This window comes from Arthrobacter sp. efr-133-R2A-120, assembly GCF_030209835.1.
In the GTDB taxonomy this organism is placed as follows: domain Bacteria; phylum Actinomycetota; class Actinomycetes; order Actinomycetales; family Micrococcaceae; genus Arthrobacter.
This window is the reverse complement of record NZ_JARVRF010000007.1, coordinates 102,679-116,414: the sequence shown is the minus strand read 5'-3', so window position 1 is coordinate 116,414 and position 13,736 is coordinate 102,679. Positions and strand designations below refer to the sequence as shown.

Genomic DNA, 13,736 nt, shown 5'->3' with positions numbered 1-13,736 from the left:
TTGCGCCCGCGCTAGGCTTTTGGACGTGGAGACTGCAGAAAACAAGACCCCCCGGCCCGACGCAACGGTCATCGGGCTCGACATCGGCGGCACGAAGACCCGCGGTGTCCGGTTCGAAGACGGCAAACCGGTCCGAGACGAAAGCACGGGCAGCTCCAACGTCCAGAACGTCAGCAGGGAGACAGCGGCCAGGAATCTCGCCGAGCTCTTCGCCATGATCGGTGGCGGCGACGTGGACCGCGTCCTTGCCGGGGCAGGCGGAATCGACACCGACGCCGATGCCCGCGCCCTCGCCGAACTGATCGAACCCCATGTTCCGGGTGCACAAGTCACGGTGGTCCACGATTCCCGCTTGCTACTGGCGGCAGGCGGGGCCAGCACGGGAGTGGCTGTCATCGCCGGGACTGGATCCGCGGCCTGGGGAAAGAACGCCGAGGGGGAGGAAGCCCGTGCCGGCGGCTGGGGCTTTCTCCTGGGCGATGAGGGCAGCGGTTACTGGTTGGGCCGGGAAGCAGTGCGTCACAGCCTGCGCCGCATGAACAAAGGGCTCGAACCCGATGGCCTCACCGTGGCCCTTTTGGAATCCTGCGGAGTGGACGACCCAAATAAACTCATCGCACTGTTCCATTCGGAGGACACCGACCGGCGGTACTGGGCCCAGCGCGCGAACGCCGTGGTCGCGACCGCGCGCGAAGGGCTCGAGATCAGCCGCCAACTGCTGGACCAGGCAGGACGGGATCTCGCGGAGCTGGCGGCGCAGGCCGTCCGCCAGCTTGGCTTGCCCGGACCGGTGATTCTGGGCGGCGGGCTCGGCATGAACGTGGAGCCCTTGCAATCCGCTTTCCGGGCGGGACTTGCCGCGCACGGAATCACCGATGTGCGGGTCCTGGACCAGGAACCGGTTTTCGGTGTGCTGCGGATTGTCGCGGAACAGGCCTAAAAGCGACGCGCATACGGCTGGCGGATACGGAGAAAGACTGGCGACGCGCGAATTCCGGGGTCGCCAAACCTTTTGGGCGTCGCCAAACCTTAGTCAGTAGCCCTGTTCCGTGACCTCGGCTTGAGCTGGACACCCGGCATGGGCGGTGCGGGGATGCGCCCGGCTTCTGCTCCGGCGTCGGGCCCGTGGCCATGGATCCAACCGAATCGCGCGGTGCGGGCGTCCTCGTCGCTCAGGAGCGCCTGGGCTTCCCAGTCTTCGCGGGCCTGCTCCACTTCCTCGTGCGTCCGGCCCACGAAGTTCCACCACATCAGGATGTCCTCTTCGAAGGGTTCGCCGCCCAGGAGCATGAAGCGGGTTCCAGGAGATGCGTCGAGGCGGAGCGATTCCCGGCCCATGCCGAGGAAGGCCAAGGGGCCGGGGTCGACTTCTTGGCCGTCGATCACCGCGGAACCGTCCAGGACCAGAACCGCATGCTCGAAATCGGGATTCAGCGGCAGCTCGACGGCGCCCGAGGCTGAGACTTCGACCCCGACAATCGGGCTGTACATGACCGCGGGGGAGCGCTGCCCGGCGAATTCGCCCACGAGAACCGTAGCCCTGAAACCGTCCGCCACGACCACCGGCAGCTCGATGATCTGCTCGAACGACGGCGCCTGGTGCCTTACGGCGTCGGGCAAAGCAACCCACAACTGCAGGCCCCGGGACAGCGGCAGGAGGGCGCCGCCGTCGGGCGCGTCAGGGTGAAGTCCTGCCGGCAGGACGCCGAACTCGGAATGCGAAATGCCTCGGCCCGCCGTCATGATGTTCAACTGCCCGGGACGGACCACGACGTCGCTGCCGACGCTGTCGCGGTGCCGCACCTCGCCCTCGAGGGGCCATGTGACCGTCTGCAGTCCCATGTGCGGATGGGGAAGGACGCTCATCGCGATGCGGTCCGGGCCGAAGCTGTCCAGGAAGCACCAGGCGCCTACGGTCGGCATGCCGCGCTGGGGGAGCGTGCGGGAGACATTCATGGCCCGGACGCCGCCCAGGGGAACCTCGCGGGCCGGCCAGAGCTGTACAAAGGGTCCTTGCCCGCGATGTCCGGCTGGGCAGACTTCCTGCGACGGGGCCGTTTCCAAGTTGGTCACAATACAACTCCATGTGCTGAACAGTGTTCTCCCAGCTTAGGCCTAGGCTGGCTCCATGAGCATCCAGTTCGACACCCGCCCGGCCGCGTACGGAGTGGTCATCCGCGACGGAGCGATCCTTCTCGCCTATTGGAAGCAAGACGGCAAGGAAGGCTGGACCCTCCCTGGAGGAGGCCTTGATTTGGGCGAGCATCCCGTGGACGGTTGCCGCCGCGAGATCCAGGAGGAAACCGGGTACGACGCCGACATCGGAGCGATGCTGGGCATCGACGTCGGCCACTGGCCGGGTGAGGAGCGGCTCGACGGATCAGACCGTGATTTCCAGGCAATCCGTCTCGTCTACGAGGCAAGCATCACGGGCGGCGAATTGACCCATGAGATAGACGGCAGCACGACCCACGCCGCCTGGGTGCCGCTGGGCAAGGTTTCTGGACTGAACCGGGTGTCCCTGGTCGATATCGGCCTCCGCCTGCACAGTGAGCGGCCCCTCAACGGAAAACTGCCGACGCCCTGAGCATTGCCGATTCATTACGGTCTTCGCGCCTGCGCTGACATCGTCGGTGGTGCTGGTTAGGCTGTAGAACATCAGTTCGCTGTTGATTGAGTTCCATCGTTGATATTTGCGGCCCGAAAAGTTAGGTAAGCCCCGGAATGGCTGAAGCCATGATTGAGTTCCAGAGCGTCACCAAGCAGTATCAGGGCGGACAACCCGCTGTTGATGGATTGAGCATGTCTATCGACAAGGGTGCCATCACCGTATTCGTCGGCCCCTCGGGCTGCGGAAAGACCACGTCCCTGCGGATGATCAACCGCATGGTAGAGCCCACCTCGGGCACCATCACTGTGGCCGGCAAGGATGTTTCGAACGAACCGGCCGCACAGTTGCGCCGCTCCATGGGTTACGTCATGCAGTCTTCGGGACTCATGCCGCACCGTTCCGTGCTGGACAACATTGCCACCGTTCCGCGGCTCAACGGCGTTTCCAGGGCGGCGGCCCGCAAACGGGCGGAAGAGCTGCTCGACGTCGTCGGGCTGGCTTCGGTGCTCGGCAAGCGGTACCCGTCCCAGTTGTCCGGCGGCCAGCAGCAGCGAGTCGGGGTGGCCCGCGCGCTCGCAGCGGACCCGCCCGTATTGCTCATGGACGAGCCCTTCAGCGCGGTGGACCCCGTGGTCCGCGACGAACTCCAGCAGGAACTCCTCCGGCTCCAGCGCGAACTGGCCAAGACCATCGTCTTCGTCACCCACGACATCGATGAGGCCACCGTGCTCGGTGACAAAGTGGCCGTCTTCGCCGTCGGGGGCAAATTGGCGCAATACGCGGCCCCGGAAGAGATCCTCCGGGCCCCCGCCAATGACTTCGTAGCATCCTTCGTGGGCCGTGACAGGGGGTTCCGCCACCTTTCCTTCAACCCCGCCGATGCTGTTGCGGTGCATCCGGTCAAGACGGTCGAGGCCCCGCAAGTGGCCGCGGGCAGCAGCGAATGGGCCTTGGTGCTCGACGGCGACTCCCGGCCCATGGGATGGGCCTCGCCGCGCGACGGCGCCGGACTGATTCCCGGAGGCTCCTTGTTCCGGCGCGGGGATACGCTCCGCCGGGCGCTGGATGCCGCGTTGTCCTCACCTTCGGGCCTTGGCGTAGTAGTCGACGACGACGGCAGGCTCGCGGGCGTCCTCAAAGCCGATGAAGTGCTGGCGCTCATTGAGCAGACCCGGCACAACCGGGAGGACGCCCCCTGATGGAATGGTTCCTGGCGAACAGCGGCATGGTCTTCGAGCGGGCCGGCGAGCACCTGATCCTGGCTTTGATTCCCATGGTTTTGGGTCTGCTCATTGCGGTTCCCTTGGGGCAACTGGCCCGGCGGAACCGTACCCTCAGGACCGTCGTCACCACGGGAAGTTCCCTGCTGTACACCATTCCTTCCCTGGCGCTTTTCATTATCCTGCCGCCGATCCTGGGAACCCGGATCCTGGATCCGCTCAACGTGGTGGTTGCCCTCACCCTCTATGCCGTTGCCTTGCTGGTGCGGGCCGCAATGGACGCGTTCGATTCCGTGGACGACGACCTCCGCATGGCGGCAGTGTCCATGGGATTCAAGCCGACCGCACGGTTCCTGCAGATCGACCTTCCGCTTTCCTTGCCAGTGCTCTTCGCTGGCCTGCGCGTGGTGTCCGTCAGCAATATCTCCCTCGTGAGCGTCGCCGCGCTGCTGGGGGTCGGGAACTTGGGAATGCTGTTCACCGACGGCCTGCAGCGAGCGTTCGTCACTGAGGTGGTCATCGGCATCATCGCGATTCTCCTGCTGGCCCTCATCATGGACACGTTCTTGGTCCTGCTCGAGAAGCTGCTGACGCCCTGGACGCGTGCCGGTGCGGCAACCGCCAAGCAAGACGCCAAAGCAGCGCAGTTCATCGCGGATGCCGAGATCCACGCGGAGGCGGCCCGATGAGCAACATCTTCGTGGATACGCTCGCTTGGCTCACGGATCCGGTTCACTGGTCGGGAAGCGGCGGAATCGCCACGCGGCTCCTGGAACACTTGCAGTATTCCGGGCTGGTCCTGGTGATTGCCGCGGCCATCTCCGTGCCGCTGGGTCTCTTCATAGGCCACACGGGACATGGGCGCGTCGTTGCCGTGGCATTCGCCGGCGCCTTGCGGGCCCTACCCACCCTCGGCCTACTTGTCCTCTTTGCCCTGTTGGCGGGAAGCGGACTCATGCCTCCCGTCTGGGCCCTGGTCATCTTGACGGTGCCGCCCCTCCTGGCCGGGACCTACGCGGGGATTTCCAGCGTGGATCCAACAGTGGTTGACGGGGCCCGGGCCATGGGCATGACAGAACTCCAGATCTTGTTCCGGGTGGAGCTGCCCAACGGACTCCAGGTCATGTTCGGTGGCATCCGCACGGCGGTCCTCCAGGTCATCGCAACGGTTTCCGTGGTGGCGTACCTTCCGTTGGGCGGCTTGGGGCGTTATCTTTTTGACGGATTGGTCCTCCAGGACTTCCCCCGCATGCTCGGCGGGTCACTGCTCATCGCGGCGTTGGCAATCGCCGTCGACCTCATTCTGGCCATGGCGCAGAGGATCCTCCTCCCGCCCGGACTTTCCATCGATTCCAGCGGCGGCCATAAGGCCGCCGGAGATCTCGCAGCCGCCGCACCAGCAGGGGCTGCCGTTCAAGGAGGTACCGCATGAAGCAACCCGTCACCCTGACCCGCCGCGGGTTCGGCGGCCTGGCGGCCGGAGTCGGCATTGCGCTTGCTCTGAGCGCGTGTGGCGGCAGCCCGCTGTCCACCCCGTCCACCAACGCTCCCTCCGGGGCCGGCGGCTCGCTCACTGTGGGCTCGGCAGATTTCCCCGAGAGCCAAGTCATCGCCGAAATCTACGCCGGAGCACTTAACGCCGCCGGCGTCACTGCTACCACCAAGCCCAATATCGGATCCCGGGAAATCTACTTCAAGGCTGTCCAGGACGGTTCGATCGACCTCGCCCCCGACTATTCCGGCAACCTCTTGTCCTACCTGGACGCCAACGCCACGCAGGTCTCGGCCGATGACGTCTACAAAGCGCTGCCCGGGAAGCTTCCACAGGGCCTCGGAGTGCTCGACCCCGCCAAGGCTGAAGACAAGGACGCCATGGTTGTCACGAAGGCCACGGCGGAGAAGTACCAGCTCAAGTCCATCGAAGACCTTGCCAAGGTCTGTGGGGACTTCACGATGGCAGCACCTGCAACCTTTGAGACCCGCGCCTATGGGTTCCCGGGCCTCAAGGCCAACTACAACTGCGTGCTCAAGGGCCTGAAGCCGTTCAGCGACGGCGGCGGCAACCTCACGCTGCAGGCCCTGCTCTCCAACGACGTCCAGGTTGCCGACATCTACACCACCACGCCGTCCATCCAGGACAACGCCCTGGTGGTCCTGGATGATCCCAAGAACAACTTCAAGGCCCAGCAGGTCCTCCCGCTATACAACATGGCCAAGATGACGGACAAGGCGAAGGCAGCCCTCAACAACGTTTCCAAGATCCTGACCACGGATGACCTCATCAACCTCAACCGGGCAGTCAGCGGCAACCAAAAGCAGAATCCCAAGGACGCTGCTGCCGCTTGGCTCAAGGACAAAGGGATCGTGAAGTAGGTCCCCACCGCCTCCCTCGCCTCGCTCCGCTCGTCCAGGGAACCCTCCCCGCTACCTCCCCAATCTCGCAAGCTCTATTGGGGCCCCTCGGTAGCGGGGGCCCAGGCGGCGGAGGCCCCTGCCAAGGACGACGGCGGCGTGGAACCCTTTGGGGGCCCCGCCGCCGTCGTCCTGAATGTGAGTGATGTCTCAACGGAAGTACATCCCCGGTATGGCATATTTGATGAATGGCAGAATTCAAGCAGTCCACCAAGCTTCATAATGTCCTTTACGACATCCGTGGACCGATTCTTCAGGCCGCCCAGCAGATGGAGGCAGAGGGTCACCGCATCCTCAAACTGAACATCGGAAACCCGGCACCGTTCGGATTTGAAGCGCCGGACGCGATCCTGGTGGACATGATCCGCCATCTGCCACATGCCCAGGGCTACAGCGATTCGCGCGGAATTTTCTCGGCCCGCACCGCCGTCTCGCAGTACTACCAGACCCGCGGCATCCAAAACATCCACGTTGACGACATCTATCTTGGCAACGGCGTCAGCGAGCTCATCACCATGTCGCTCATGGCGCTGCTGGAAGTGGGGGATGAGATTCTCATTCCCACTCCCGACTACCCGCTCTGGACCGCCTCGGTCGCACTCGCGGGCGGCCGTCCGGTCCACTATCTGTGCGACGAAGAATCGGGCTGGCAGCCGGACCTTGAGGACATGGAATCGAAGATCACGCCTCAAACCAAGGGCATCGTGGTCATCAACCCGAACAACCCCACGGGTGCTGTGTACCCGGAGGAAACCCTCAAGAAGATCGTGGCCCTGGCCGAGAAGCATGGCCTTGTGGTGTTCGCCGATGAGATCTACGAGAAGATCCTCTACGAAGACGCTGTCCACGTGAATCTTGCCGCACTCACCGGCGACGACGTGCTCTGCCTGACGTTCAGCGGATTGTCCAAGGCCTACCGGGTATGTGGCTACCGTGCCGGCTGGATGGCCATCTCCGGTCCCAAGAAGGACGCCGCGGACTACCTCGAGGGCATCAACCTGCTGGCCAACATGCGCCTGTGCGCCAACGTGCCGGCGCAGCATGCCATCCAGACCGCCCTCGGTGGCCACCAGAGCATCAACGATCTCATCCTGCCCGGCGGCAGGCTCCTTGAACAGCGGAACAAGGCCTACGATCTGCTCAACGCCATTCCTGGCGTGAGCACACAACAGGCCCGGGGTGCCCTTTATCTGTTCCCGAAGTTGGACCCTGAGGTCTATCACATCCGCGACGACGAGAAGTTCGTCCTCGACCTACTCAAGGAACAAAAGATCCTCGTCTCACATGGACGGGCCTTCAACTGGGTGCGTCCGGACCACTTCCGCATGGTGACCTTGCCAAACGTCAAGGATATTGAAGAAGCGATCGGCCGCATGGCGGACTTCCTGGGGCGGTACCAAGGCAACTAGCCTGTTGTGCAAGCCGCGATGAATGCGGCCGGACCAGAGGGGACGTCGAAATGGCCGCTGCAGTGCGTTTCAAGCACAGTCCGTCAAAGGAACTGAAAGCCCGGCCGGGCTTCTTGTTGTCCGAGGTGGACCCGGAATCGACGCCGGGCTACAAGGGGAAGAAGCCTGACGGCGTCGCCTTACTGGCCGCCCAGGACGAACGCTTGGACGAACTGCAGGAAATGCTCTTTGCCGAGGGAAAGTTTGGCTCCTCCAAACGGGTGCTGTTGATCCTCCAAGCAATGGATACTGCCGGCAAGGGCGGGATCGTGGAGCACGTCGTCGGATCCATGGATCCCCAAGGTGTCAAGGTTGCTCCGTTCAAGGCTCCCACCGACGAGGAGAAAGCCCACGATTTCCTCTGGCGGATCGAGAAGGCACTTCCCGCCGCCGGATTCGTCGGGGTTTTTGACCGTTCGCACTATGAGGATGTGCTCATTCACCGAGTGCACGGTTGGGCTGATGAGGCCGAACTGGAACGGCGCTACGCGGCCATCAACGGGTTCGAGGCACGCCTCGCCGAACAGGGCACGGCGATCGTCAAGGTGATGCTCAACATCAGCCGCGATGAACAGAAGGAACGCCTGCTGTCACGCTTGGACGACCCGTCCAAGCACTGGAAGTACAGCACGGGCGATCTCAAGGAACGCGCGTTTTGGGATTCCTACATGGAGGCCTATCAGCTCGTGTTCGAGAAAACGTCAACCGAGGTGGCGCCTTGGTATGTGGTTCCGGCGAACAAGAAGTGGTTTGCGAGGATCGCTGTCCAGGAGCTTCTTCTGGAGGCGCTCGAGAAACTGGATCTGGGCTGGCCTAAAGCCGACTTTGATGTGGCGGCGGAACGGGCCCTGGCGGTCCGATCCTAGCTGGCCGCCGGGTCATCCTCGCCGCTGTTCCGGGCCGCGGCCAGCCTCCTGCGGGCACCCTCCAGCCACTCTTCGCAGCGCTTCGCCAAGGCTTCGCCGCGTTCCCAGAGAGCGAGCGATTCTTCAAGGCTTGCTCCGCCGGCTTCAAGGCGGCCAACCACGGCCATGAGCTGCTCGCGGGCTTCCTCATAGCTGAGGGCGTCCAGGTTGTCGGCGGAAGCCTTGGCCGCAGGGGATGTGTTCTCTGCTGTCATTTCTCAGTCCTCATTGTGCTGGTGCTTACTGGGGTGCCCGGGAGCTCCGGAAGATACGGGAGCTCCGGAAGATACGGCCGCAAGGCGGCCTTCCGCCAGGCGGAGGGTCAGCTCCGTGCCGTCGGGGGCTTGATCCGGGTTCCGGACGACGTCATGGCCCACTCCGTCCGCCCCTGCGACCTGGACGACGGCGTACCCCCGGTCGAGCGTTTTTTGGGGGGACAATGCCCTCACCTGGGCGCGGAGGTGGTGCACCTGATCAAGTGCGCGTACAACTGCGGAGCTCACCGCGGTGTGGGCATGTTTCCGGAGCCGTTCGACGTCCTCTTCCCGTGCAATGACCATTCCCTCGGGGGACGCCAGCACGGGGCGCGATCTCAACGCATGGAGTCGATCCGTTTCGCGGTCCACGAGGCGTCCGACGCCGCGGCGTAGCTGCTCGCGGGCCTGACGTACCCTTGCCAGTTCCTCGGAGACGTCGGGGACGATCCTCTTCGCGGCGTCGGTGGGCGTGGATGCACGAAGGTCGGCGACATCGTCCAGGATAGGGTGGTCGGCCTCATGGCCAATTGCGCTGACTACCGGGGTGGCCGCTGCGGATACTGCCCGGACCAGTTCTTCGTTGCTGAACGGAAGCAGATCTTCCAGGGCTCCACCACCACGGGCGATCACGATCACATCCACGTGCGGATCGGCATCGAGTTCCTTGAGCGCAGCCAGGATCTGGCTGACTGCCGTGACACCCTGGACTGCAACTTCCCGGACGGCGAATTCGACGGCGGGCCAGCGAAGGGCCGCGTTGCGCAGGACGTCTTTCTTGGCGTCGGAATCGCGGCCGGTGATGAGCCCGATCCGGTGGGGGAGCAAGGGCAGCCGTTTCTTCCTCGAGTCTGAAAACAGCCCTTCAGCGCCAAGGGCCTGGCGCAAGCGTTCGATTCTGGCGAGGAGATCGCCGAGGCCGACGGGACGGATGTCCTTGATCGACATGTTGAGCCGGCCGGTCTTGAGCCAGAATGCGGGTTTCACCAAGGCCACGACGCGTGAGCCACGCTCCAGCGGCATCTTCTGGCGGTCCAGGACGTTGGACCACAGTGACGCGGGCAAGGAGATTTCGGCGTCGGTGTCCCGCAGCGTCACGAAGGCACTGCCCCCGCGACGGTTGAGTTCGATGACCTGGCCTTCGATCCACGCGGCCGGGGCCCGTTCTATGTGGGTCTTGAGCTTGCGGGACAGAAGCTGCAGCGGCCAAGGATTGTCCGGACTTGTCTCCGACGCCGTCGCGGGCAGGGTTGACTCTGCCTTCGTGGACTCTTCTCCGGCGGACACTTCTTCCTGGTCTCCCGCGTTCGGGAGTCCGGAAATCGGCAACGCCCGTGGCGCGCCGCCGGGAACGGCATCATAGGACACGCGGGTAGCCTCCTGTTGGTGGCTGGTGCATGGTTCTGTCCTCGCTGGTACTTTGCTAGGAGGTGCCGGAAGCATCCCTGCTATAGGTGCTACTGAAATTTTGCTACCGAAAAGATTGTGCTACCGAAAAGCGGGCGGCAGGCTTCCAACTCTATCCATACCTTGTAGCATGCATGACCGACATTTACCCGTCGTTGCCCCGCCTGGAACTGCTGCACTCCAAACTTGAGGAATCCATTGCGCTCGTTCGTCTCTGCAATCGCAGTGATCTTTGCCCTTCTGCTCACAGGAATCGCCGTCCCGATGGCATGGACGGACGCCAACATCGTCCGGGAAGACGGGTTTGTGGCGCTCACCTCGTCGATCGGGAAGGACCAGGCGTTCCAGGCGCGCCTGGCCGCTACAGCCGTCGCGAGCCTTGAATCCAAAATCAACCTACCGGCGCCGGTGGAACAACTTGGCGCTTCCTTCCTCAAAGACGCGGCCGCCGCAATGACCACGTGGCCCGAATACCCGCAAGCGTGGAATGAAACCGTAGGCCGGAGCCACCAACTGAATTTCGCAGGCAACGGCAGCTCCGGGAACCCGACCGCGGGGACGTCCTTGGTGCTCGACGTCGGGCCCTTGGTCAAGATCGCGGCGGACCGGCTGCACGCGGCAACCGGCCTCCCCATTGCGACGCCGGACTCCACACTGATCAACATCGGCGGCCCTGCCCAGCGCCAGCAGGTAGACGCCATCGCCGCCTATGCGCCGATGTGGTGGATTGCCGGCCTCGGCGCCGTCCTGCTGTTTGCCCTGGGGCTGCTTTTCGCGAAGCGCAGGGGCGTGGTTCTCCTGTTCGCCGGACTGGGCCTGGCCGCAGTCGCGGCGTTGTGGCAAATGGCTACGACTGTGCTGAAGGGGGCAGGCGACGCGGGCCTGGGCGGAACCGGCACGGGCGGCCTCTTCGCGCGCGAGTTGCTGGCAGCCTCGGTCGACAATTTCACCGGCTGGATCACTAACGCCTGGATTGCTGCGGGAGTGCTTGCGCTTCTTGGCCTGTTCGTCGTGATCTTCTCGCGCAAAGCCGGGCCGAGCTTGCGGGCGAACGCTGCCGGTAGCATGGAGGGATGACCAGCTCAGCAGTTTCCATTCCGATGCCCTCTGTCCCGCGTAGGCGTCGGACGCCGGACGAGGTGCTGGCCGCCGCTCCGGTCTCCGGCCCCAAGCGCGTCTTGCTCGCGGCCCCCCGCGGATATTGCGCCGGCGTCGACCGCGCAGTCATCGCAGTGGAGAAGGCATTGGAACACTATGGGCCGCCGGTTTACGTTCGTAAGCAGATCGTGCATAACGTGCACGTGGTCACCTCCCTGGAGGAGAAGGGTGCCATCTTCGTCGAAGAGACGGACGAGGTACCCGAAAGCGCCCTCGTGATCTTCTCGGCCCATGGCGTGTCCCCGGCCGTCGTGCAATCGGCCGAAGACCGCGGTCTGCGCACCATCGATGCCACCTGCCCGCTCGTCACGAAGGTGCACCGCGAAGCCGTCCGCTTCGCCAAGGAAGACTACGACATTCTCCTTATCGGCCACGACGGTCACGAGGAAGTGGAAGGAACGGCGGGCGAAGCCCCGGATCATATCCAGATCATCAATGGTCCGCACGAAGTGGACAAGGTCACTGTGCGCAACCCGGAGAAAACCATCTGGCTTTCGCAAACCACGCTGAGCGTCGACGAGACCATGGAAACCGTCCGGATGCTCAAGGAGCGGTTCCCCACGTTGCAGGATCCGCCCAGCGACGACATTTGCTATGCCACCACCAACCGCCAAGTGGCCATCAAAAAGATTGCCCCGCAGGCCGACCTGGTGATCGTGGTGGGATCTGCGAATTCCTCCAACTCCGTGCGGCTCGTCGAAGTGGCGCTTGAATATGGTGCCAAGGCCTCCTACCGGGTCGATTTCGCGAATGAGGTGGACGAGGGCTGGTTCGAAGGCGTCGCCACCGTGGGCGTCACCTCCGGCGCTTCCGTTCCTGAGGTCCTTGTCCAGGACGTTCTCCGTTTGCTGGCCGACTACGGTTATGGTGCGGTTGAAGAGGTGGTAACGGCGGAGGAAGACCTGCTGTTCTCCCTGCCGAAGGAACTGCGCGCTACCCTCAAAGAGGCCGGAGATGTCACACGGGCCTTGGGCGGACGCGGGAACCGGCCAACGTCGTAGTCCCGGTCCGGGCGCGGCACCCTGTGCCCGGCCCGGACCCCTACTAGGCCGGTCTTAGGCCGCGGATTCGCCTTCGATCAGTTCGGGTGCGGCAAGCGCCCGCGGCACTGCTTCCACTGCGGACGGTGACACCAGACCGTCGGTGTCCATTGAATTGAGTTTCCGTGCCGTCGGCAAGACGCGTGCTTCCAGGGTTCCGACGAGTGCGTTGTAGCGATCCACCGAGGTCTTCAACGATGAACCCAGCTTGCCCACGTTGTCGCCGAGAGTGCCCATCCGTTCGTACAGCTGCCGGGCGAGCTCGAAGAGTTCCCGGGCGTTGTCCGTCAAGACGTCCTGGCGCCAGGTGAAGGCGACGGACTTAAGAACTGCCAGCAAGGTGCCGGGGGACGCGAGCACTACGTTCCGGGACAAGGCGTGGTCCAAGAGGGCGGGGTCCGCTTCGAGTGCGGCGGCCAGGATGGATTCCGCGGGCAGGAAGCAGATCACCAGTTCGGGGGAGTTGCCGGGGATGTCCCAGTACTTCTTGGACCCCAGGGCATCCACGTGGGACTTGAGGGCCTTCGCGTGCGCGAGGAGCAAAGCATCCGCGGCGTTGCCCACAGACTGCTCGCCGTTCCCTGCCAGGTGCCTCGTGTTGCCCTGTTCCTGGGCGGCGAGGTAGGACGCCAACGGAACTTTTGCGTCCACCACTAGCTGCTTTCCACCCGGCAACTGGACCACGAGATCCGGCCGGACGGCGTTGTCGGCGGAAGCGGAATGTACCTGTTCGTGAAAATCGACGTGACGCAGCATTCCGGCCGCTTCCACTACCCGGCGGAGCTGGACTTCACCCCACTGGCCCCTGGCGCTGTTGGACCGGAGGGCGGAAGCCAGGGCATGCGTGGAGCGCAGGAGTTGTTCATCGGACAGCCGGGCTTCCTGGAGCTGCTGGGCGAGCTGGCCGTACTGCTCCAAGCGATCCCGTTCCAGAAGCGATACTTGTTGCTGGACGGCAGTCAGCTTCTCGGCAACAGGGGCGAGAGCCCGCAAGACGCTGCCATCCTGATTCCTGGACTCGTTCAGTTCACGGTTCTGCGACAACAGAAGCCGCCGTTCGGCGTCGGCGGCGGCAAACTGGGCGTTCACCGCGGCAAGCCGGGCCGAGACGCCGTCGAAATCTTCTTCGAGCGCGGCATTGCGGCGCCGAAACAGGAAGAAGCCAGCCACCACGCCGGCGGCCGCTCCCAGAAGAAGCATGAACAAAGCGAGTATTACTGCAAAACCATCCATGTCTCCAACCTTGGCATAGGGGTCGGACAATTTAGCGAAGCCGGGTCA

General features: G+C 63.9%; 14 protein-coding genes. 10 read left to right on the top strand and 4 right to left on the bottom strand.

Annotated elements, in window-relative coordinates; all coding sequences use genetic code 11:
- The first annotated feature begins 25 nt into the window (after positions 1-25).
- Entirely contained in the window at positions 26-940 is a 915-nt protein-coding gene (locus QRN52_RS05010) for an N-acetylglucosamine kinase (protein WP_284751661.1), read from the top strand.
- Positions 941-1,029: 89 nt separating this feature from the next.
- On the opposite strand, the gene QRN52_RS05005 is transcribed toward QRN52_RS05010, so the two are convergent.
- A complete protein-coding gene (locus tag QRN52_RS05005) occupies positions 1,030-2,073 on the bottom strand; it encodes a pirin family protein (RefSeq protein WP_284751660.1) in 1,044 nt (347 codons plus the stop codon).
- Between the two features lie 55 nt (positions 2,074-2,128).
- On the opposite strand from QRN52_RS05005, the gene QRN52_RS05000 reads away from it, so the two are divergent.
- The 7 genes from QRN52_RS05000 to QRN52_RS04970 all read left to right on the top strand — a co-directional run bounded on the left by QRN52_RS05000 (position 2,129) and on the right by QRN52_RS04970 (position 8,557).
- Positions 2,129-2,587, top strand: a complete 459-nt coding sequence (locus QRN52_RS05000) for an NUDIX hydrolase (protein WP_284751659.1) — start codon at positions 2,129-2,131, stop codon at positions 2,585-2,587.
- Positions 2,588-2,724: 137 nt separating this feature from the next.
- Positions 2,725-3,810, top strand: coding sequence for an ABC transporter ATP-binding protein (locus QRN52_RS04995; RefSeq protein WP_284751658.1), 1,086 nt, complete (start codon positions 2,725-2,727; stop codon positions 3,808-3,810).
- Positions 3,810-4,520 (top strand): ABC transporter permease, encoded by a 711-nt coding sequence (locus QRN52_RS04990; protein WP_284751657.1) that lies wholly within the window; start codon positions 3,810-3,812, stop codon positions 4,518-4,520. Before QRN52_RS04995 ends, QRN52_RS04990 begins: the two co-directional genes overlap by 1 nt.
- Complete coding sequence (locus tag QRN52_RS04985) at positions 4,517-5,263, top strand: ABC transporter permease (RefSeq protein ID WP_284751656.1); 747 nt, start codon at positions 4,517-4,519, stop codon at positions 5,261-5,263. Before QRN52_RS04990 ends, QRN52_RS04985 begins: the two co-directional genes overlap by 4 nt.
- Positions 5,260-6,204, top strand: a complete 945-nt coding sequence (locus tag QRN52_RS04980) for an ABC transporter substrate-binding protein (RefSeq protein WP_284751655.1) — start codon at positions 5,260-5,262, stop codon at positions 6,202-6,204. The genes QRN52_RS04985 and QRN52_RS04980 overlap by 4 nt, the downstream gene beginning before the upstream one ends.
- A gap of 227 nt (positions 6,205-6,431) precedes the next feature.
- Positions 6,432-7,652 (top strand): pyridoxal phosphate-dependent aminotransferase, encoded by a 1,221-nt coding sequence (locus QRN52_RS04975; protein ID WP_284751654.1) that lies wholly within the window; start codon positions 6,432-6,434, stop codon positions 7,650-7,652.
- Positions 7,653-7,702: 50 nt separating this feature from the next.
- A complete protein-coding gene (locus QRN52_RS04970) occupies positions 7,703-8,557 on the top strand; it encodes a polyphosphate kinase 2 family protein (protein ID WP_284751653.1) in 855 nt (284 codons plus the stop codon).
- Here the strand turns inward: QRN52_RS04970 and QRN52_RS04965 are convergent.
- Both QRN52_RS04965 and xseA read right to left on the bottom strand, forming a co-directional pair.
- Entirely contained in the window at positions 8,554-8,811 is a 258-nt protein-coding gene (locus tag QRN52_RS04965; protein WP_284751652.1) for an exodeoxyribonuclease VII small subunit, read from the bottom strand. The genes QRN52_RS04970 and QRN52_RS04965 overlap by 4 nt on opposite strands.
- Before the next feature lie 3 nt (positions 8,812-8,814).
- On the bottom strand, positions 8,815-10,137 hold the full coding sequence (gene xseA / locus QRN52_RS04960) for an exodeoxyribonuclease VII large subunit (protein ID WP_284751710.1): 1,323 nt from the start codon (positions 10,135-10,137) through the stop codon (positions 8,815-8,817).
- A gap of 318 nt (positions 10,138-10,455) precedes the next feature.
- On the opposite strand from xseA, the gene QRN52_RS04955 reads away from it, so the two are divergent.
- Both QRN52_RS04955 and QRN52_RS04950 read left to right on the top strand, forming a co-directional pair.
- The gene (locus tag QRN52_RS04955; RefSeq protein ID WP_284751651.1) at positions 10,456-11,334 is read left to right on the top strand and encodes a hypothetical protein; all 879 of its coding nucleotides are present in this window, start codon (positions 10,456-10,458) and stop codon (positions 11,332-11,334) included.
- Positions 11,331-12,416: a 4-hydroxy-3-methylbut-2-enyl diphosphate reductase gene (locus tag QRN52_RS04950; RefSeq protein WP_284751650.1), complete on the top strand. Its 1,086-nt coding sequence runs from the start codon at positions 11,331-11,333 to the stop codon at positions 12,414-12,416. The genes QRN52_RS04955 and QRN52_RS04950 overlap by 4 nt, the downstream gene beginning before the upstream one ends.
- 54 nt (positions 12,417-12,470) lie before the next feature.
- Here QRN52_RS04950 and QRN52_RS04945 read toward each other — a convergent pair whose 3' ends face one another.
- Positions 12,471-13,688 carry a DNA recombination protein RmuC gene (locus QRN52_RS04945; RefSeq protein ID WP_284751649.1) on the bottom strand — a complete coding sequence of 406 codons (1,218 nt, stop codon included), beginning with the start codon at positions 13,686-13,688 and terminating at the stop codon, positions 12,471-12,473.
- Positions 13,689-13,736: the final 48 nt, after the last annotated feature.

Bases quoted from the DNA above. Each gene is read 5' to 3' on its own strand.
- QRN52_RS05000 (WP_284751659.1), top strand. From the start codon at position 2,129: ATGAGCATCCAGTTCGACACCCGCCCGGCCGCGTACGGAGTGGTCATC.
- QRN52_RS04995 (WP_284751658.1), top strand. From the start codon at position 2,725: ATGGCTGAAGCCATGATTGAGTTCCAGAGCGTCACCAAGCAGTATCAG.
- QRN52_RS04990 (WP_284751657.1), top strand. From the start codon at position 3,810: ATGGAATGGTTCCTGGCGAACAGCGGCATGGTCTTCGAGCGGGCCGGC.
- QRN52_RS04985 (WP_284751656.1), top strand. From the start codon at position 4,517: ATGAGCAACATCTTCGTGGATACGCTCGCTTGGCTCACGGATCCGGTT.
- QRN52_RS04980 (WP_284751655.1), top strand. From the start codon at position 5,260: ATGAAGCAACCCGTCACCCTGACCCGCCGCGGGTTCGGCGGCCTGGCG.
- QRN52_RS04975 (WP_284751654.1), top strand. From the start codon at position 6,432: ATGGCAGAATTCAAGCAGTCCACCAAGCTTCATAATGTCCTTTACGAC.
- QRN52_RS04970 (WP_284751653.1), top strand. From the start codon at position 7,703: ATGGCCGCTGCAGTGCGTTTCAAGCACAGTCCGTCAAAGGAACTGAAA.
- QRN52_RS04965 (WP_284751652.1), bottom strand. From the start codon at position 8,811: ATGACAGCAGAGAACACATCCCCTGCGGCCAAGGCTTCCGCCGACAAC.
- QRN52_RS04950 (WP_284751650.1), top strand. From the start codon at position 11,331: ATGACCAGCTCAGCAGTTTCCATTCCGATGCCCTCTGTCCCGCGTAGG.
- QRN52_RS04945 (WP_284751649.1), bottom strand. From the start codon at position 13,688: ATGGATGGTTTTGCAGTAATACTCGCTTTGTTCATGCTTCTTCTGGGA.